Here is a 19,338-nt window from a genome sequence, read left to right on the forward strand (position 1 = left end):
CCGAACCACTCTCTCGTCCGTACAATCAATAACCCTGAGCATCAGACCAAATGGAGTTGTATATGGAGTCAGCTACTAAACTTATTTCAGCCTTGGCGCAAATCCTATGGCCACTATTAGGATTTGCCACTCTATTAATATTCAAAAAAGAGATTTCTGAAATCCTGCGAAGAATAAAAAAAGGGAAAATGCTGGGTCAAGAAATAGAATTAACCGACTCCCTAGAAAACCTTCGAATTTCTGCTGAAACTGTAAAAGACGCGACGATCATATTACCCCCACCCGATGCCATTGAATCTGAAAAGGAAGTCACTAATTCTGAACCGGACGAAATAAAGATCGTTCTAGATGAGGCATCCAGATCACCCAGAGTCGCACTAATAACTTTGGGAGCACTGATTGAGCGCGCAGCCAAACAAGCACTCGCAAGCACTGGAATTTTGCAACCTCTAAGTCGAATCTCTGCAACGGAAGCTGTCAGCAAACTAAGCGACCGTCACGGAGGCCTGCCGGGAGATGTCGTAAACTCAATGAAACTATTCATGGACGTCCGGAACCGGATTGTCCATTCCAGAGAAGCAACAGAAGAAGATGTTATAAGCGCAATCGATTCAGGAATCACTATTTTGCGCATTTTGAAAGCCTTGCCCAATCGAAAGCTTATAGTATTGCACCACAACGTCGCTATTTTTGCGGATTCCAAATGTGAGGAAAAGCATAGAGGGGCTGGGCTAATACTAGAAAACGTCAGCCCTGGAGGGTTCGAAAAGTCACTAATTATCTTTCCAACAATGCAAACAAACTATCAGAAGGGTCAGTTGTTGGCGGCCGAATGGGATACGAAGAACGTCTGGAACGAGGCTTGGTATATAGACCCTGACACGAACGAAAAGAAAAGTGCTTGGCGGAGCTCGGGCGAGTTTATTGGACGGCCACTTGAGTCTATTTATGCGCCTCAGACGACAGCTATACAGTAGGCGAGCTTGTATATCGCCAGTTAACAATATGGCATAGCTGCATCAAAACACACGTGGCGCCACCATCGGCGCCATGAACGAATTAGCCACCCTCGCCCGCCTGATCGAAAATCTCATCCGCCTCGGCACCATCGCTGCCGTCCAGATGAAGCCCCCACGCGTACAGGTCAAAACCGGATCACTCACCACCGGCTGGCTCCCATGGATCGCCGCCCGCGCCGGTGCCGACCGCGAGTGGAACCCGCCCACCGTCAACGAGCAGGTCATCCTGTTCAGCCCCTCCGGCCAGCTCGGCAACGGTATCGTCCTGACCGGCCTGTTCAGTGACAACATGCCGGCCAACGGCGACCGCGAAGGCCTGCACCGCTGCACTTACCGCGACGGTACCGTCATCGAGTACGACAGCGTCGCACATCACCTCAATGTCGCGCTGGCCGAAGGCGGTACTACCAACCTGACAAGCACCGGCGGCATCCACATCGTTGGCCCGATCACCCACGACGGCGACTACACCCAGACCGGCAACCAAAATGTCACCGGTAAGATCACCGTGTCCGTGGACGTGGTCGCGGCCAACATCAGCCTGGTCAACCATCCGCACGGTGGTGTCATGTCCGGCGGTGCGAAAACGGGAAAGCCGGAATGAACCGAGAAACCGGCGCAGCCCTAGGCCTGGTCGAACACATCGCCCAGTCCATCAACGACATCTTGACCACCCGCATCGGCACCCGCGTCATGCGCCGTGAATACGGCAGCCTGCTACCTGAGCTGGTCGATCAGCCGTTCAACGACTTCACCCGTTTGCAGGTCTACGCCGCCACGGTCATGGCACTGATGCGATGGGAAACCCGCATCAGCCTCAGTCGTATCCAGTTCATCGGCGCGAACCTTCGGGGCCAGGCGTCGCTGGAGTTCGAAGGCACCATTGTCGATAACAATCAGCCGTTGAGTCTGAGCGTGCCTCTGCAACTGGGGGGCAGCGTATGAATAGTTTCGTCGCCATCGACCTCAGCCAACTGCCCGCACCACAAATCGTCGAGCAAATCGACTACGAGCAGATCCTCGCCGAACGCAAGGCCCACGCCATCAGCCTTTGGCCAGTCGAAGAACAGGCCCAAATTGCCGCCCATCTCAACATGGAGTCGGAGCCTCTGACCAAACTGCTCGAGGAAAACGCCTACCGCGAAACCATCTGGCGGCAGCGGGTCAACGAAGCCTCCGTTGCCAACATGCTGGCCTTGGCCAAAGGCGCCGACCTCGAACAGCTCACCGCCAACTTCAACGTCAAGCGACTACTCATTCAGGCCGCGAACCCAACAGCAGTGCCGCCGCTTCCCAGACTCATGGAGAGCGACGACAGCCTGCGCGAGCGCGCCCAGATGGCATGGGAAGGCCTCAGCACCGCCGGCCCGCGCAACGCCTACATTTTCCACGCCCGTTCCGCTGACGGTCAGGTCGCGGACGCCACCGCCGAAAGTCCGGCGCCGGCCGAAGCGGTGGTCACGGTTCAATCAGTCCTGGGCGATGGCAACGCCTCGCAAATCCTGCTTAACAAGGTCAAAGCCTACCTCAGCGACGACGACCGCCGGCCGGTCGGGGATCGTCTGACCGTGCAAAGTGCGGAGATCATCAACTACCAGATCAAGGCGAAAATCTACCCGCTCAGCAACGGCCCGGAAACCGAACTCGTCCTTGCTGCTGCCGAAGCCCAATTGCTCAAGTTCGTGCACCAACGGCGGCGCCTGGCATTGGAAGTGTCCGAATCCATCGTTCACGCCGCGCTACACGTCGAGGGCGTGCGCAAGGTCGTGCTGGAAGATTGGGAAGACATCGTCGCCACCAAGTACCAAGCGCCGTACTGCACGAAAATCGAATTGGCGTTGGGGATCGAATGATGACCTATCAGACGTTGCTGCCAAGCAATTCGACGCCGCTGGAATTACAGGCCGCGGAAGCCCTAGCACAGATTCAACGCGTCCCCATTCCCCTGCGCACGCTGTATAACCCGGACAAATGCCCTCTGCCCTTGCTGCCGTATCTGGCCTGGTCGTTCTCGGTCGATCGCTGGGACTCGCAATGGCCCGAAACCGCCAAGCGATCAGCCATCCGCTCCGCCTATTACATCCACTCCCGCAAAGGCACCCTCGGCTCACTGCGACGCGTCGTCGAGCCGCTGGGTTTTGCGATTGAAATCGTGGAATGGTGGCAGACCATTCCGCTCGGTCCGCGTGCGACGTTTGCCCTGAACATCAGCGTGTCCGAAACCGGCATCACCGAACACATGTACCAGGAACTGACCTGGCTCATCGATGACGCCAAGCCTCTCACCCGCCACCTGACGGGCCTCGACATCATTCTGGAAACACGCGTCGAGTCCTATGCGGCGATTGCTACCGATGACGGCGACGAAATCGATGTTTACCCGTGGATAAACCAGGACATCGACGTGTTCATTCAGAGCTACGGCGGCGCAAGCATTTACACCCTCGATGAAATGGACGTGTACCTTCATGGTTGATAAGAACACCCTGTTCGGCGGCATGCTCACCACCCTCGGAGCCGCCAAGAAAACTAACTGCGACGCCCTCGGCATTCCTTGGGAGCCGAGCCATATGTTGATCGGCGATGCCAATGGTGCAGATCCTGTGCCTGATCCTGCACAGACCCAACTCATCAATCAGGTGCACCGCGCACCGCTCAATCAATTGCGTGTTTCCCCTATCGATCCCAACATTCTCATCGCCGAGGTGGTGCTTTCCCCGGAAGTGGGCGGGTGGTGGATGAGAGAGCTGGCACTTGAAGACAAGGATGGCGTGTTTTCTGCGGTCGCGAATCTTGCACCCAGTTACAAGCCGCTGCTGGCCCAAGGTTCGGGACGCAACCAAGTGGTGCGGATGCACATCATCACCAATGGCACCGCCAACATTCAGCTGAAAATCGATCCGGCCGTAGTGCTGGCAACTCGTGATTACGTAGATCAATCCATCAACGCTGGCGCAGCCTTCACTGCGATATCGTCATCCAGAACGTTAAAACCCAAAGAGATGGGCTTCATCCTGATCGATGCCAGTGCTGGCGCATTGAACATCCAACTACCAGCCGCTGACGCCATGTTGGGTAAACGCGATGTTGTTGTTCACCGCAAAGACAACAGCATCAATCGTTTGGTCGTCAGCGCCAAGGGCAAAGACAAACTGAAGTTCCACACGCACTTGAACCCGGCAGGCTACCCCTTCCTGGTGCTGATGGGCGCGGGAGACTGGTGGCACTTGCGCAGCGATGGCAAGGGGAGCTGGTGGCCAGTTGGCCGTTTCGACAACACAACGCTTGGCCGCCCGGTCTTTGCGACCACCACCGCATTCAGCCCCGGCGGATACGGCGCCATGAGCGGGCAATTGCTCAAGAGGGATGAATGGCCATGGTTGTGGGATCACGCCCAGCAATCGGGAATGCTACGCCCGGATCATGCAAATTACCTTCAGGGCACATGGACATTCGGGGATTACAAAACGACATTCCGCATACCAGAGGCACGTGGTGAATTCTTCAGGGCACTGGACGAAAACCGGCTTGTCGATAAATCGACATTGACGGGGCGTACCAAGGCCGGAAGCGCTGTTATCACAGAACTCAGCGGATCCATGCTTGTAAGCGTGGGCATGACACTGGAGGGCGGTGATTTTCCGCAAGGAACAACCGTTATCTCCGTCAGTGATTCGGAGCTTGCTGCCTCCAACGTGTCGCAGACCGATGGCACCGGCCAATGGCAGGTTGTTGGACGAATACCAGGTTCATGGACTCCCGACAATTTTCAACGTCACACGCACTCGGTCTCCTTCGGTTCTGGCACCGGTCGCCGCATACCACTGCTTCCGGCTCCTCCACCCTCCTCCAGCGGCAGCGCGGCCCTGGACTATGTCGAAACCAGAGACGAATACCGGACCTTCCTGAGTGAGGAAGGTCAGGAAGAAACTCGTCCCCGCAACATCGCTTACCCCGTCCGTATAAAAATGATTTGAGGTCTTGATGATTACGTATTTGATCGATGACGCTGGCGCGCTCACTGGCCCGGTCACCTTTGCGGACATTCCCGGTTTCGGCCCACAACTACCGGGCAATGCTGTGCAGGTTCCAGCTGTCCTGACCAAACCAGAACCCGGTCATGCCTGGGCACTGCTCGACGGAAACGTCCAACAGAAACGCGACATGCGCGGTACTGTTTTTCGCACCTGCGATGGTCTCCAGCAGGTATGGAGAAAGCTGGGGGAATTACCGAAAGAACTCACCACCCGAGCGCGCCCTGGCGAACACTTCAAGTGGATCAACGAGCAATGGACACTCGACGAAACCGCACAACTGGCTGCACAAAGTGCTCAAGCCTTGGCGCATCGCGACACCTTGCTACGCGACGCACAGCTACGCATCGCACCGCTCCAGTACGCAGAAAAACTGGGGATCGCCACTGAGTCTGAAAGTGCATCGCTGGTTTCGTGGATGCGTTACAGCATCGAGCTCAACCGCATCGAACAACAGGAACATTTCCCCACCACCGTCGATTGGCCAATAGCTCCCCAACGTCAGTAACACGCCTATCTGTAACCCTGCGCCCTACAACGGCCAACGCGCGACGGAGCAAGCTTCCAGCGGCAACCTGTGCAGCAACTCATGCTCACTGCACAGGCCGCTCCAATGTCTGATTTTCTGCACGGCGTACGAGTCATCGAACTCAACGATGGCTCTCGCCCGATTCGCACCATCCCGACGGCTGTCATCGGCATGGTCTGCACCGCCGATGATGCCGATGCGGGGACCTTCCCGCTGGATACGCCTGTACTCGTCAGCAGCATTCAGTCAGCCATCGGTAAGGCCGGTTTGAAAGGCACCCTCGCCACCAGCCTGCAAGCCATCTCCGACCAGACCAAACCGTACGTCATCGTCGTGCGCGTGAAAGAAGGTGAAGACGAATCGGCAACCGCGAGCGCCTTGATCGGCACGACCACGGAAACCGGTAAATACACCGGCATGAAAGCCCTGCTCGCCGCCAAGTCACGGCTGGGCTTGGTGCCTCGTATTTTGGGCGTGCCGGGCCTCGATTCATTGCCTGTCGCCACCGCCCTCGCATCCATCGCCCAACAGTTACGGGCCTTCGCCTACGTCAGCGCCTGGGGCTGTCAGACCAAAGAAGAAGCCGTGGCCTACCGCCGCCATTTCGGCGCACGGGAAGTGATGGTTATCTGGCCTGACTTTCAGAGTTGGAGTACCGCCACCAACAAGACCGCCACTGCCAGCGCCGTGGCCAACGCACTCGGTTTGCGCGCCAAGATCGATCAGCAAGTTGGCTGGCACAAAACCCTGTCCAACGTGACCGTCAACGGGGTCACCGGCATCAACGCCGACGTGTTCTGGGACCTGCAAAACCCGGCCACCGACGCCAACTACCTCAACAGCCACGACGTCACCACTCTGATCAACGAAGGCGGCTTTCGCTTCTGGGGTAGTCGCACCTGCAGCGACGACCCGTTGTTCGCTTTCGAGAGTTACACCCGCACCGCGCAAGTCCTGGCTGACACCATGGCGGGCGCGCAGATGTGGGCGATGGACAAGCCACTTCACGCATCGTTGGTGCGGGACATGATCGAGTCAGTAAACGCCGAGTTTCGTACCAAAGTCGCTGGCGGCTATCTGGTCGGCGGAGGCTGCTGGTATCCCGAAGACATCAACACCAAAGACACGCTCAAGGCCGGCAAACTCTGGCTCGATTACGACTACACACCGATCCCCCCGCTGGAAGACCTGACCCTGCGCCAGCGCATCACAGACCGCTACCTCATCACCTTCGCCAGCCAGATCAACCGCTAACCGGAGAACGGCGCCATGGCCCTGCCGCGCAAACTGAAAAACCTCAACCTGTTCAACGATGCCAACAGTTACGTGGGCGTGGTCAAGACCGTCACCCTGCCCCCGCTCGGTCGCAAGATGGAAAGCTATCGCGGCGGCGGCATGAACGGCCCGGTCAAGGCTGACCTGGGTTTCTCCGATGACGGTATCCAATTCGAATGGAAGACCGGCGGACTGGATCTGATTTCTCTACGTCAGTTCGGTGCCGTGAATGCGTCAGGTGTTGCGCTGCGTTTCTCCGGCGCGTTTCAGCGCGACGACACTGGCGACGTCAGTGCCGTGGAAGTGGTCATGCGCGGCCGTCACGAAACCATCGAAATGGGCGAGGCCCAGCCCGGCGAAGACACCGAACACAGCATCACCACCACCTGTTCCTACTACAAGCTCGTCGTCGATAACGAGGACATCATCGAGATCGACCTGCTGAATTTCATCGAGAAAGTGAACGGCGTGGACATGCTCGAAAAGCAACGCGCCGCCCTCGGTCTCTGACCCTCCCTAACCCTGTGGACACTTCCCATGCAGAACATTGAATCAGTCGAAACCACATTGCCGGACGACAACACCGTCACCCTCGACAACCCGATTATTCGCGGTAAAACCACAATCGACTCGCTCACGTTGCGTAAGCCGCAGTCCGGCGAGCTGCGCGGCCTTCAGTTGGTCGAGCTGCTGAACATGGATGTCGGAACCCTGATCAAACTGCTACCGCGCATCACGTCGCCCAGTATCACCGCACCCGAGGCGGCGGGAATGGATCCGGCGGACCTGCTGGCGTGCGGCAGCAAGATCTCCGGTTTTTTGTTGCAGAAGTCGGTGAAGACGAATGTCTGCCTCGTTGCGTAGAGGACGCCATGGCTGATCTGGCCGTGGTCTTTCACTGGGCTCCAGCGGACATGGAATCGCTGGGCCTGCAGGAGCTGATGGAATGGCGCGAACGCGCCAGGTTGCGGAGTGTCGCCGATGGCGAATGATCTGAAACTGAGGGTGTTGCTGAGCGCGATCGATCAATCCACACGGCCACTTAAGGCCATCAATAACGGCAGCATCGGTGCGGCCCGTGCCTTGAAGGAGGCTCGTGAGCGCCTGAAGGCACTCAATGCCCAGCAGAAAGATGTCAGCGCATGGCGTTCGCAGCGGGCGGCCGCAAATGCGACCGCTCAGGCACTCAGCACCGCTCGCGATAAAGTCAAAATCCTTAGCCAGCAGTTCGCTTCAACCGGCGTTCCCACCAAGGCCATGACGCAGGACTTCCGCAATGCCGTGCACGAAGCACAACGGCTCAAGCAACAGCATCAGCAACAAAGCGAACACCTGCAACGCTTGCGCACTCGGCTGCACGACGCCGGTATTCATACCAAAGACCTGAGCCATCATGAACGCCGCTTGCGTGAACAAACCGACGTCGCCAACCAAAGCATTGCTGAACAGACGCGGCGATTGTCGGCGTTGGGTGCTCAACAGCGAAGGCTGGCAGCCGAACGCGTCGCATTGGAAAACCAACGGAACGTCACCCGCTCCATCGCTGAAAAAGGCGCCGTCGCCACTGCCAGTGGTGGCGCAGTTCTGTACGCCGGCGCGAAGACGATCATGCCGGGAATCGACTTCGACGCCAGCATGAGCAAGGTGCAAGCCATCACTCGGCTCGATCACTCTTCCGCCGAGCTGACGGCGTTGCGCAAGCAAGCTCGGAGCCTGGGCGGTTCAACGCAGTTCACGGCCGGTCAAGCCGCTGATGCCCAGGGTTTTCTGGGCATGGCCGGCTTCGAACCGAAAGCGATCAGAGGGGCCATGCCCGGCATGCTCGACCTCGCATCAGCCGGTGGCACGGATCTCGCTCAGACCGCCGATATCGCGTCGAACATTCTCTCCGGGCTCGGAATGGAGGCTGCGCACATGAGCAAACTGGGCGATGTGCTGGTGGGTACGTTCACCCGCTCTAACACCAATTTGCAGATGCTCGGCGAGACGATGAAATACGCCGCGCCGATGGCGAAAACCTACGGCGTTGAACTGGAAACGGCGGCCGCGATGGCGGGCAAATTGGGCGATGCGGGTCTGCAAGGTAGTATGGGCGGCACCGCATTGAGTTCGATCATGAACCGGCTGGCAGCGCCGCCGAAAGCCGCTGAGAAAGCGCTGGCCCAACTGAAAATCCACACCGCCGATGCTCACGGCAATCTGCGGAAAATGCCGGACATCCTCAAGGAGATCCACGACAAGACCAAAGGCCTGGGCACCGCCGAAAAAGGTGGATTGCTGAAGGCCATCGCCGGTGAGGAAGCTGTCAAAGGCATGGCCCAGTTGGTTGAACAAGCTGGCACCGGTGAGCTGCAAAAGCTGATCGCCAGTTTGCGCACCAGTCAAGGCGAAGCCACCCGCACAGCGCGGGTGATGGCGGACAACCTCAAAGGCGATCTGACAACGCTCGGCAGTGCCTGGCAGGACCTGGGGATCGAATTACAGGACCAACAGGACGGATCTTTGCGCTCATTGGTCCAGTCGGTAACAGAGGTCGTACGAGGCGTAAAAACGTGGGCCGCCGAAAACCCGAAGCTCGCGGCCGGGATCGTGAAAACTGTCGGAATCATTGCGACGCTAGCGGTAGTGCTCGGCGGTCTGATGGTGACAGTTGCCAGCGTGATGTTGCCGTTCGTGGCATTGCGTCTGATGTTTTTGAGTTTGGGTATTCGCCTGCCCAGCCTGATCAGTTTGCTCTGGAAACTCGGCCGAAAGGTACTGCCATTTGTGGGCCGCGCCCTGCTCATCCTTGGGCGAGCGCTGATGCTGAATCCGATCGGCTTGGCGATCACTGCCATTGCCGGCGCGGCCTATTTGCTCTACGAAAATTGGGACGCTGTGAAGCTGTACTTTTCCGAGACTTGGAAAGAGATCAAGGCCGGCTTCAACGGCGGCACCGCCGACATACTCAAAACCTTAATCAACTTCAGCCCTGTCGGAATGCTCTACAAGGCCTTCGCTGGCGTCATGAAATACCTGGGCATCGAGCTGCCCGGACGCTTCACCGAGTTCGGCGGAATGATCATCGATGGACTGGTAAAAGGACTGAAAGCCGGATTCGGCCAGCTTAAGAATGTGATGGGCGAAATTGGTGATTCAACCATCGGCTGGTTCAAGGAAAAACTCGGGATCAATAGCCCTTCCCGAGTCTTCGCCGAGTTGGGCGATTTCACTATGGCAGGGTTCGCGCAAGGATTGGATCGGAACCAAAATCATCCGACTCGTGTGCTGAGCGGATTGTCTCAGCAGCTCAGTGCTACGACCGCGGCAATCAGCTTTGAACCTGGCCAGTTCACCCATTCGCTGACGGTCGATGACCGCGCGCCCATCAAATCTGCGACACCGTCGATTCAAGACAGTCACGACACCTACGAGATCAATATCCACCCCGTTCCGGGCATGGATGCGTTGGCTATTGGCCGCGCTGTGCGGGTCGAGATGACCCGCATCCAGCATGAAAAAGAAGCCCGTCAACGCAGCCGCTTGGCTGATCTGGAGTAGAACCCATGATGCTTGCCTTGGGCATGTTCGTTTTCAGCCTTTCCACCGCCGCCTACCAGGAGCTGCAACGCCAAACCGAATGGCGCCACGCGAGCAGCAACCGAGTTGGTGCCGCACCGGCCCGCCAGTTCATCGGGCGCGGTGAAGACTCGATCAACCTGCCCGGCGCCATCCTGCCGGAGCTGGCTGGCAGTGCTCTGAGTCTCGACGCCCTGCGTCTGATGGCCAACACCGGCAAGGCCTGGCCCATGGTCGAGGGGAGCGGCCGGATTTACGGTCTGTGGGTCATCGAAAGTCTGAGCGAAACCAAAACCCTGTTCTTCCGCGACGGCACACCACGCCGAATCGAATTTACGCTCAGTCTCAAGCGCATCGATGACGACCGTATCGACCTGATTGGCGCCGGCACTAGCGTCGGCGTCAGCATCATGAGGACGCTGCTGTGATCGATGCCGCCCTCTCCCGCGTCACCGGTTTTCTGGACAAGACCCTCTCACGCTACAAGCGCGAGGCAGCCTACCCGGTGCCGGCGTTTCGTATCACCGTGGATGGCAACGACATCGCCCAACTCATCAGCCCGCGCCTGATGAGCCTGGACCTGACCGACAACCGTGGCATCGAGGCGGATCAGCTCAGCATCACCCTCAGCGACCATGACGGGCTGCTGGCGATCCCGCCAAAGGGCGCCGTGGTTCGGTTGTGGCTCGGTTGGAGTGATACCGGACTCGTTGACAAGGGCACCTATACCGTCGACGAAACCGAACATTCCGGCGCGCCCGATGTGCTGAGCATCCGCGCTCGTTCCGCCGATCTGCGCAAGGGCCTGAAGACTAAACGCGAACGCAGCTGGAGCAACACCACACTCGGCAACGTGTTGGGTGACATCGCCCTGGGCAATGGCCTTACCGCCACCATCGCCGGCATCCTCGACGGACTGCCCATCCTGCAACTCGACCAGGCCAACGAATCCGACGCCAACCTGATCAGCCGCGTCGGCGAAGAATTCGATGCCGTGGTGACCGTCAAGGCCGGATGTCTGTTATGCCTGCCAGCGGGCGGCGGCAAGACTGCCAGCGGCGCCGAACTACCCCACATCACCCTCACCCGCGCCGACGGCGACCAGCACCGCTACCTGCAAGCCGACCGCGACAATTACGACGGCGTGCGGGCCTACTTCTACGACGTGAACAGCGCCAAGAAACAGGAAGCCATCGCCGGCGGTGGCGAGAACCTCAAGGATCTGCGGCACACCTACAGCGACCGACAGTCCGCCCTGCGTGGAGCTCGGGCCGAGTTCAATCGCCTGCAACGTGGCAGCGCGACGCTCAGCTACACCCTGGCCATGGGCCGGCCCGATCTGATCCCGGAGCTGACCTATACGCTCGAAGGGGTGAAGCCGGAGATTGACGAGATCATCTGGTACGGCGGCAACGTGCAGCACACCCTCAGCGCAGACAGTGGCTACACCGTCAGCCTGGAAATGGAGAGCAAGCTTCCGCAAGACACTGTTGAGCATCTGGCCGAGCAGAACCGAAACGATTACACGGGGATCATCGCGTATTACCGCGACCAGAAAACCGGGAAGGAAAAACCGGTGACATCCGGCGATCAGAGCAAGGCACGGCGATTGCGCTGGTTATACGCGACGGAAAACGCAGCCAAGCGCGCCGCTGACCGCGAATGGAAAAAGATGCAGAGATAACAAGGACGACTCATGCAAGACATCCGCTGCGGCCACTGTTGCCGCAAACTTGCCGCCGCCAGCGGCTTCACTGAATTACAGATCAAGTGCCCGCGTTGCCGGACACTCAACCACCTGAAGGCCCCGAGCCTCCCTCAAGCGTGCCGCGAGCATCCAGAACAACGAGTTCCTGAATGCAGCAACCCACCCTTGGCAGCCTGTTCGCAGGTATAGGAGGCTTTGATGTCGGATTTGAAAACGCGGGATACCGCAGCGCCTGGCAAGTCGAACTCAACCCCATCAACCGGGCTGTGCTTGCCGATCGATTTCCCCATGCACAGCAATTTGAAGACGTGCGCCAATGTGGCGCCCACAACCTCTGCTCTGTCGACGTGCTCACCGCCGGCTTCCCCTGCCAGGACATCAGCGTCGCCGGCGCCCGGGAAAGCAACCGAGAAACCCGCGGACTGCGCGGCGCCCGCAGCGGCCTGTTCTGGGAAGTCATACGAATCCTCAAGGAAATTCAACCTCGCTGGGTGGTGCTTGAGAACGTCGTTAACCTGCTCGCTGTCAACGATAGCCACGACTTTGAAACAGTCGTCCGGGCCCTTGCGGACTGCGGGTATGTGGGATTTTGGCGAGTGCTTAATGCTCAATATTTCGGAGTCCCCCAACAGCGTCGTCGAATATTCCTGGTCGCAGGTTATCGACAAATGCCCTCCTTCGAGCTGCTGGCTGACGCCGCGCCAGTGGACGCAATACCTCCAGCGTCTCGATCGCAGCGCTGGCCACGGCCCGCGGATGCCTGGGCTGCCAATACTCTATTGGCCAACAGAGACGGATCTCAGATCCCTCTGGGCTGTACCACTTTCGTCGCTCACGCGAACGGATGGGATCAGATGGCTCAGCGGCAGCGAGCGTCTGAGGATGATGGGTTTTGCCTCGGACTGGATGCGGCCAACCTTGCGGAGGCTTTCGGTGCCGGAAATGCCGTTGTTACGCAGGTGGCGGAGTGGGTTGGTAGGAAACTGAGTGTAACGCGCTAAGCATCAGTACTTGTATTGCGGAAATCCCGTACAGATATCCTCAGTACGGGATTGACGATGTACTGTCGTGATAAATTAAGAAGCTAGTTTTCTTCTGATTGCGTTTGCAATTTCAGGCAAGCCCTTTCCATCATCCCAGTTCAAATACTTGTAAGCTTTCATCATTGCATGGATTTTATCTGGATCCACACCGGCATTTATCATCAGTACCTTTTTATTACTTCTCATCAAGTCCATGAAAAACGTTGAAAACTCGGCAAGGGGCCAGCCACTAGCGCTATCAAAAAAATTGTTTGTCAAAATAAAAATACCAATCTTGGAATTTTCAATACCTTCATTAACCTTTAAATAAATATTATCCCCATAGTCAATTTCATAACTATCAAGCCACGTCCCTACATCCTCAGACTGCAAATAGGCATTAAGCGGACCAACTATTAATTCCTTATCCTTAGATGAGTGACTAATAAAAACCTTTGAGTCATTGCGGTTCATTTTTTTAAATTGCGGCTTCATAGTCTCGAGCAACTCCCGCTCCGGCCATATAAACATATCATTCGGCTCGCTTGTTAGCACCAAATCAACCATTTCACCATTTAAGAACGTAATTACATTATAAGTAATTACATCATTCAAAAAAACGTTATGACGCTTTAGTTTCTCAGGATATTTTTCACGCAGCCATGACTCAAAACCAACAGGGTCATTTTGAATATTTATGAGAACCGAGAACTCCAAACAATAAGGGTTATTATTGATCGCCACACCAACCGATGTAGCATAATCCGGGTCAAAAGTATTCAAAATATCCTTCAAGAATTTTTTCTCTTTGACTCGACAACCGTAATCACACTCGAACATATACATATAATTAGTCGCCATACACCCTCCTTCTGAATAATATATGGACATTGGAAATGTCCATCAGTACGTTCAGCACCGGCTTAACCTTTCCACGAATGGCCGTTTGCCATTACTATCACAGCAAGGACGTTAACACGATCCCAGATGATGAATACATGTTCGACAAGGATGGAAAATGCCTATTGAAGCTGATTTTGTAAGGGACTGGACTGCAGAATTGCAGCGAATCATGGAACAAGACTGGGCAATGGATCTGAGCCAGGTGCCCGCGCACGATCTTGCTGCGTTGTTTTTTCATGCAATGAAACGTCGAATAGAACCTCGTCCTCGTACTGTCAAACTATCGGCCTCTTTCTCCTGCCCACCAGCCCATGCATCTGGGTGGGCCTCACTTAAAGAAAAAATTGAAGATGGCCAGGATCTCTCACCTCACCTGAGCCTTCTTATTGAGAAAGTGATGGCAAAAGACCCCCTATTACTTGACTGGGGCGTCTATCATCTACATTTAGGCGAGGCTGTACATCCAAAAAATTGGAGTTTTGTTGAACGCACCGGACCGGTTCTATTTGGTTTCCCTACAGAGAATGCGTTCCATGCTATCGGTATTTACGAACACGGAGCGTGGAGCGATAGCTCTGTAATTGAAACACTGAATACGAACTGGCCAGAACTTACCGCCAAAGCAAAAGTCCAAGGAGTCGTGCCTTTAACTCGAAGCTACACTGACGAGGACAGAGCGAAGCTACGGGCAGCAGGCCTAAATCTCGTCACACCGCTATCCGATGGCACGTTTCTAATGGCATTAGGAGGTGGTTACTCTACCAATGGTATTTCAACCGAGGGTGTTAGGGCCGCTGATCAAGAAGAGTCAAAAATACGTGGCATTCAGGATCAGATTCATGCAATGACTGCCGAGATCGAACGAACTCTAAAAACAGAAGGTTACGATGGGGCTCAAGCAGTCGTAGCTCGTTTAAATTTCGCACTCGGAAAGTGCTGGATTTCTTTCGACGGATACAAGCTGATTCTTGATATTGAGTAAACTCTTCAACTAGTCGAGAGTATTTCAGGCTGCTTATTTGCCCGATTCTTTTGACCATGGTAGTCACAGAGGTATAACGCAAAACGGGGCCAATCGGTCTCCGTTTTCGTTAGGATAGGCATAGGGATATAAAATTTTTGCACAGCGACCGAAGAGGACAGTTCGAGTGACACGCCAGTTTCGTAGCGAAGAGAGTTTTCACGCCGAAAGAATTTCCCGAGACGCTGTTGCGCCTTTTCTGGCTGACCGCGGTTTTCTAAACATTGATGACAAACGCAAAGTGACTGGATCGGCCACAAGCCAGCTGGTCTCGGCTACATCACCGGAAGGTGAGCGATTAAAAATGCGTGTTCGCCTGTGCTGGAGAAGACGCACCACCGAAGAGTTGAAATATTCCGCCGCGCAACTGCGTGCCCGGTTAGTCGATGAGGACTGGGACAAGACCATGCACATGACAATGCAGCGCGACCTGAATCAGGGAATAACGCACAACCTCATCCTTCAACGAGATGGCGCCCTTATCGTATACGCGGCCCTGATCCCGACCAGGGAGCTGAAAGGCATATTCGACGCCCAAGCTCGAATCAGCCAAGAGCTGATCGACAGTGGCCAGATGAAAAACCTCAAAAAGAATCACGCCAAAAATGGCAGCAGTCCGACGGTGTGGCTCATGGACGAACGATCGCCAGCTGCGCACAAAGTAGCGGATGTTCTCTGGAGCTGGCGGGATGTCGTCGACCTGATGAAACTGCCTATGGAACCGCCCATCATTGATGATGCTATGGACGATTGTCCGGTCACGCCCAACTACATCGATTTTGGCACCGACACTCCTGTCCAGCGTACCGTCCTTCGTTCTGAATATCGCCGCGACCGAAAGGTCCGAGCAGCTGTGTTAGCTCGCGCCGAGTCTTGTGAGCGGCTTGGATGCATGAGTCAGCGCTTTTATAAAAGCTTCTTGGACGTTCATCATATCTTGGGCATTAAATCAGGTGATCAGGTTTGGAACTGCGTCGCTCTCTGCCCCAACTGTCACCGGGACGCTCACTACTCGCCAGAAGCAGATAGCATCAACCTGGAGCTGCTGCGGTATGCAGAACAATTCAAAGTCGCTGGGAATTGAGCTACCAACGCGTCATCCCTCCCGACACCACCAGGACTGCGCGAAGGCGCAACCATCGACGTACTCGATACCGCTCAAAACAAACCCCGTTACCGCCATGCCCGCCAGTGTCGCATCCAACAATGGCGGCAATGGATCCGGATCCAAGGGCATACCTACAACCAAACGGGCGACGTTCGAAGCCCGCCCCAGTTCCTGACAGACCGATGAATTCACCATGACATTGCCCCTTATCGCGGGGTACTGACGCCGTGCATTGGCGTCCAGGGCAATGCCGCGTGATCTCATTGGGGTTACCAATAGGTGCATACAGGTAGCTACTCCTCGCCATTAATGTCGAGCATCGACTCGACAGCGTAGGCCAGTGCTCCATCTGCGAGCTCGAGCAAGTCGCAAAGTTCGCCGCTATCAATCAAGTTGTCCCTGTGCAGCGCGAGTGCCAATGTGAGCAGTGCCTTGTGATGAGCACCTGGCTGGGCGAGCAGTGCGGTTTTGTCCGCGAGCATGACTTGCCAGTGGGAGAGATCCTTTCTTGTGGTGGAAACCGCTGTGATGGCGGGGGTGTTCATCGGTTTAGACCTCGACTCAAGTACTGTATATGCAACCAGTATATTCGGAGCTTTAGGATTGCACCTACAGATGCCGACGAAATGCCCTACCTTCGCACGAGAATGAGCTGATTGAATTATTATTTTTGACAGATTAATTAGGCAAAAAAAACCCGCATCAGTCGAAACTGACACGGGCTTTTCCCCACATCAACGACCGTTACTTCAGGTCGTCAAAGTGGTCTCGCAGGAACTCGTAAAAGCGAAACGCTTTCAACAATCTCCATACGAGGCTCAACGTACGCAACAAAAGCTTCATACGTTTTGGCCTCCAAGGTTGGGGGCCAAACCTCCAGCACACTTACCGGATCACGCATACCTTCGGGAGTATACGCCAGCATACCCTCATGAGGTGGCCGGTTGGCGTCCCTCCGAGGCATCATTCCGGCACGGGTGCAAAACCGTGTCAGAGGGGATGAAATCGGTATTCAACCGACCTAACCTCATTGCATCGCTGGCGTGTGAGCATCGGCATATTAACCTAGAATCACGAACTCGAAAGTAAGGAAAAGCCCTCCTACGAGTTTTCTATGCGCAGGAAGCCCCCCGCTTTGTAAATTGTTGTTTCTGTCAGAGTTGATCAAGGAGCGCGGACCACTCCAAAGCACTTATTTCGGGGTTCTCCCACCCTATAGAGGAGGACAAAATGACGTTGCAAGCAGTGGCAAAGATTTATAAGATGAGCCCACGCCAGTGTACTCTCATGAGATGCACCGAGCGTTGGCCGCAAGCCGATGCTCAAAAAAAACCGCCTCGCAAAGGCGGTTTTTTTTCGTCCTTCGTTTGCTGTTGGTGAACGTAGGCCGGCGCTCCTGCGTGGTCCCCTGGATGGCAAAACCTAAATGGTGCCTAGTGGGAAGCGGCGCTGGGAAATACGGGAGTCCACGCTAAAGTTGGGAAAACGACACTCCACCACGTAGCTCCGAAAGCCATGGAGGCAGCATGCTCACACTGTGGTTTTTAATTCTGATGGTCGAGGGCCAACCGATTGAGGCTATCCCGAGTGCCTCAGAAACAAAATGCAAAGAAGCCATGGCTAAACTTCTGACTGTACAACGCCTTAGTGGCAAAAAGGCCTCAGGAGCCTGCTACGTCAGGGCCTCCGCAATCGACGACACTGAAAGGCAGCAAATTGGAGTGCCAATTAATCGCTAAAGGCTCCCGCCATTATCAGACAAACTCAATAACAACGACCCACTCCTCGCGCCGACGCGTCCGATCGGAAAAAGCTGGGAGGTTGCAGACGTGGGCGCATTTACTTTAAATTCACCGTCCCATCATCTGACAGGGAGGATATTGCCTTGAAAGAATTTTTGGGGTCAGAGGGAAGCTTAGTCTCAGTGGTGAAAGAGGCCTGGTGCCCGCACGCGCCCCTCTAACGCTTCCGGGGAGAAGCCAGCTGAATCCACATAGCTAGAGCCTACTTGGCCCCTCTAAGCGGTTTTCCGTTTAGAGCTGCCTTGGAAAGCCAAAGCTCGGTAGGCTGGGGGAGCCTCAACTCAGTGAAGCTGATGCTGGTATTAGGGGGATAGTTCGATACCTCATCTGGCCTTCGAGGCCGAAGCTTCACGACTTTAGCCCATCCGGTAGAACATAGATTAGTGACGGTATTGCTAATAAAGTTAGCTCTTCGAGAAATGAGCGTGGCCCCAATGATCGAGGCTCACGCATGTTTGAATCATGAACCTACAAATTCAATAATGGATGCTCCAGATGAACGCTGCGCAACCATAGATTATTGCAATAGGTATTGATGCGACAAACACGCTCAAAGCAAGACCAAATGTCCAGCAAAAAACATGGTTTTCAGGCTTTGCCTTTTCATAGCCCGCTGAGAATGCCCGCACCGTTAAAAATAGAATACCAATCGAAAGTAGAATACCAATAGCCGCTGAAACGCTTTTAAAACCAATTTCTACCATCCCTGCGTTTTCGAAGCCCCCTTTCGTTGCAAGCCAAGTAAACGAAACTCCAGTTAACGTTGCAATCGAACTAGCAATACTTAACGCCTCAGACCCTTTCACCGCCCCTTTCACTGAACTCTCCTCAAGATATCAAATAGCCACCATTATCTCATATTTGTTCTCCTGAAAATCAATACTGCCTGTGGCATTTTGAGAAATAAGCTTGCAGCAAGCGCTGTGAGTGCGGGTGCGGGTGCGGGTGCGCATATAGCGACTGACATGCCAGGCATGGTTAGCGAGCAAATATCCAGGTGACTCTGGCCAAAGTTGTAGGCAAAATCTGCGTATTGCGTAAGGAAGTGCGCTTATCGTGCTTTTCAGCAAGCTTCGCCTTGTTGGTCCTTCTTTCGACGGGATATTCTCCAAGCGTCACTGCAAATTCAGTGACCGGGTTTGGCAACCCGTCGGAATTAAGTGCACCAACATCCGTTCGAGATTCAGTCGATCTTCGTCTGCAATTTTATGGCGGCTGTGCGTGGGACGTCTTCGGACGTGCCGGTTTCCTTGATTCCCCGGTTTGCCAACCCGCGCATAGCTGCCACCCATTCGCTTGGCATCGAATGTGTGCAGCTCCATTAATCAAGGAACTGACTAATGCGCAAAAAACATGGCA

22 protein-coding genes are annotated in these 19,338 nt (G+C 55.3%); 18 read left to right on the top strand and 4 right to left on the bottom strand.

Annotated elements, in window-relative coordinates; all coding sequences use genetic code 11:
- Positions 1-62 precede the first annotated feature (62 nt).
- The 16 genes from ACTJK9_RS22575 to ACTJK9_RS22650 all read left to right on the top strand — a co-directional run bounded on the left by ACTJK9_RS22575 (position 63) and on the right by ACTJK9_RS22650 (position 13,124).
- The gene (locus ACTJK9_RS22575; RefSeq protein WP_440816350.1) at positions 63-977 is read left to right on the top strand and encodes a hypothetical protein; all 915 of its coding nucleotides are present in this window, start codon (positions 63-65) and stop codon (positions 975-977) included.
- 73 nt (positions 978-1,050) lie between these two features.
- On the top strand, positions 1,051-1,623 hold the full coding sequence (locus tag ACTJK9_RS22580) for a phage baseplate assembly protein V (protein WP_440816353.1): 573 nt from the start codon (positions 1,051-1,053) through the stop codon (positions 1,621-1,623).
- Positions 1,620-1,964: a GPW/gp25 family protein gene (locus tag ACTJK9_RS22585; RefSeq protein ID WP_440816356.1), complete on the top strand. Its 345-nt coding sequence runs from the start codon at positions 1,620-1,622 to the stop codon at positions 1,962-1,964. The genes ACTJK9_RS22580 and ACTJK9_RS22585 overlap by 4 nt, the downstream gene beginning before the upstream one ends.
- Positions 1,961-2,872, top strand: a complete 912-nt coding sequence (locus ACTJK9_RS22590) for a baseplate J/gp47 family protein (protein ID WP_440816359.1) — start codon at positions 1,961-1,963, stop codon at positions 2,870-2,872. The genes ACTJK9_RS22585 and ACTJK9_RS22590 overlap by 4 nt, the downstream gene beginning before the upstream one ends.
- Positions 2,872-3,495, top strand: a complete 624-nt coding sequence (locus ACTJK9_RS22595; RefSeq protein ID WP_440816362.1) for a phage tail protein I — start codon at positions 2,872-2,874, stop codon at positions 3,493-3,495. The genes ACTJK9_RS22590 and ACTJK9_RS22595 overlap by 1 nt, the downstream gene beginning before the upstream one ends.
- Positions 3,488-4,996, top strand: a complete 1,509-nt coding sequence (locus ACTJK9_RS22600; RefSeq protein ID WP_440816365.1) for a phage tail protein — start codon at positions 3,488-3,490, stop codon at positions 4,994-4,996. The genes ACTJK9_RS22595 and ACTJK9_RS22600 overlap by 8 nt, the downstream gene beginning before the upstream one ends.
- Positions 4,997-5,015: 19 nt before the next feature.
- Positions 5,016-5,561 carry a tail fiber assembly protein gene (locus ACTJK9_RS22605; RefSeq protein ID WP_440816368.1) on the top strand — a complete coding sequence of 182 codons (546 nt, stop codon included), beginning with the start codon at positions 5,016-5,018 and terminating at the stop codon, positions 5,559-5,561.
- A gap of 105 nt (positions 5,562-5,666) precedes the next feature.
- On the top strand, positions 5,667-6,836 hold the full coding sequence (locus ACTJK9_RS22610; RefSeq protein WP_440816371.1) for a phage tail sheath protein: 1,170 nt from the start codon (positions 5,667-5,669) through the stop codon (positions 6,834-6,836).
- A 15-nt stretch (positions 6,837-6,851) separates the two neighbouring features.
- Positions 6,852-7,367 (top strand): phage major tail tube protein, encoded by a 516-nt coding sequence (locus ACTJK9_RS22615; protein ID WP_440816374.1) that lies wholly within the window; start codon positions 6,852-6,854, stop codon positions 7,365-7,367.
- 27 nt (positions 7,368-7,394) lie between these two features.
- Complete coding sequence (locus ACTJK9_RS22620) at positions 7,395-7,721, top strand: phage tail assembly protein (RefSeq protein ID WP_440816376.1); 327 nt, start codon at positions 7,395-7,397, stop codon at positions 7,719-7,721.
- 8 nt (positions 7,722-7,729) lie between these two features.
- Positions 7,730-7,849: a GpE family phage tail protein gene (locus tag ACTJK9_RS22625; protein WP_440816379.1), complete on the top strand. Its 120-nt coding sequence runs from the start codon at positions 7,730-7,732 to the stop codon at positions 7,847-7,849.
- Positions 7,839-10,397, top strand: a complete 2,559-nt coding sequence (locus tag ACTJK9_RS22630) for a phage tail tape measure protein (protein WP_440816382.1) — start codon at positions 7,839-7,841, stop codon at positions 10,395-10,397. Before ACTJK9_RS22625 ends, ACTJK9_RS22630 begins: the two co-directional genes overlap by 11 nt.
- Positions 10,398-10,402: 5 nt before the next feature.
- Positions 10,403-10,843 carry a phage tail protein gene (locus tag ACTJK9_RS22635; RefSeq protein ID WP_440816385.1) on the top strand — a complete coding sequence of 147 codons (441 nt, stop codon included), beginning with the start codon at positions 10,403-10,405 and terminating at the stop codon, positions 10,841-10,843.
- Entirely contained in the window at positions 10,840-12,099 is a 1,260-nt protein-coding gene (locus ACTJK9_RS22640; protein WP_440816388.1) for a phage late control D family protein, read from the top strand. The genes ACTJK9_RS22635 and ACTJK9_RS22640 overlap by 4 nt, the downstream gene beginning before the upstream one ends.
- A 12-nt stretch (positions 12,100-12,111) precedes the next feature.
- A complete protein-coding gene (locus ACTJK9_RS22645) occupies positions 12,112-12,312 on the top strand; it encodes a Com family DNA-binding transcriptional regulator (RefSeq protein ID WP_074690402.1) in 201 nt (66 codons plus the stop codon).
- On the top strand, positions 12,273-13,124 hold the full coding sequence (locus ACTJK9_RS22650) for a DNA cytosine methyltransferase (RefSeq protein ID WP_440816391.1): 852 nt from the start codon (positions 12,273-12,275) through the stop codon (positions 13,122-13,124). The genes ACTJK9_RS22645 and ACTJK9_RS22650 overlap by 40 nt, the downstream gene beginning before the upstream one ends.
- Before the next feature lie 75 nt (positions 13,125-13,199).
- On the opposite strand, the gene ACTJK9_RS22655 is transcribed toward ACTJK9_RS22650, so the two are convergent.
- Positions 13,200-14,006, bottom strand: coding sequence for a toll/interleukin-1 receptor domain-containing protein (locus ACTJK9_RS22655; protein WP_440816393.1), 807 nt, complete (start codon positions 14,004-14,006; stop codon positions 13,200-13,202).
- 157 nt (positions 14,007-14,163) lie between these two features.
- Between ACTJK9_RS22655 and ACTJK9_RS22660 the strand changes: the two genes are divergently transcribed.
- Entirely contained in the window at positions 14,164-15,030 is an 867-nt protein-coding gene (locus tag ACTJK9_RS22660; protein ID WP_440816396.1) for a hypothetical protein, read from the top strand.
- Between the two features lie 166 nt (positions 15,031-15,196).
- Positions 15,197-16,153, top strand: a complete 957-nt coding sequence (locus ACTJK9_RS22665; protein WP_440816399.1) for an HNH endonuclease — start codon at positions 15,197-15,199, stop codon at positions 16,151-16,153.
- 12 nt (positions 16,154-16,165) lie between these two features.
- Here the strand turns inward: ACTJK9_RS22665 and ACTJK9_RS22670 are convergent, their stop codons facing one another.
- From ACTJK9_RS22670 to ACTJK9_RS22680, 3 genes are all read right to left on the bottom strand, one after another.
- Complete coding sequence (locus ACTJK9_RS22670; protein ID WP_440816401.1) at positions 16,166-16,462, bottom strand: hypothetical protein; 297 nt, start codon at positions 16,460-16,462, stop codon at positions 16,166-16,168.
- Between the two features lie 8 nt (positions 16,463-16,470).
- Positions 16,471-16,722, bottom strand: coding sequence for a hypothetical protein (locus ACTJK9_RS22675; protein WP_440816404.1), 252 nt, complete (start codon positions 16,720-16,722; stop codon positions 16,471-16,473).
- 1,733 nt (positions 16,723-18,455) lie between these two features.
- On the bottom strand, positions 18,456-18,797 hold the full coding sequence (locus ACTJK9_RS22680) for a hypothetical protein (protein ID WP_440816406.1): 342 nt from the start codon (positions 18,795-18,797) through the stop codon (positions 18,456-18,458).
- Positions 18,798-19,338 lie beyond the last annotated feature (541 nt).

Origin of the sequence: Pseudomonas sp. 22082 (assembly GCF_052046055.1) — a bacterium.
GTDB classification, from domain to species: domain Bacteria; phylum Pseudomonadota; class Gammaproteobacteria; order Pseudomonadales; family Pseudomonadaceae; genus Aquipseudomonas; species Aquipseudomonas pharyngis.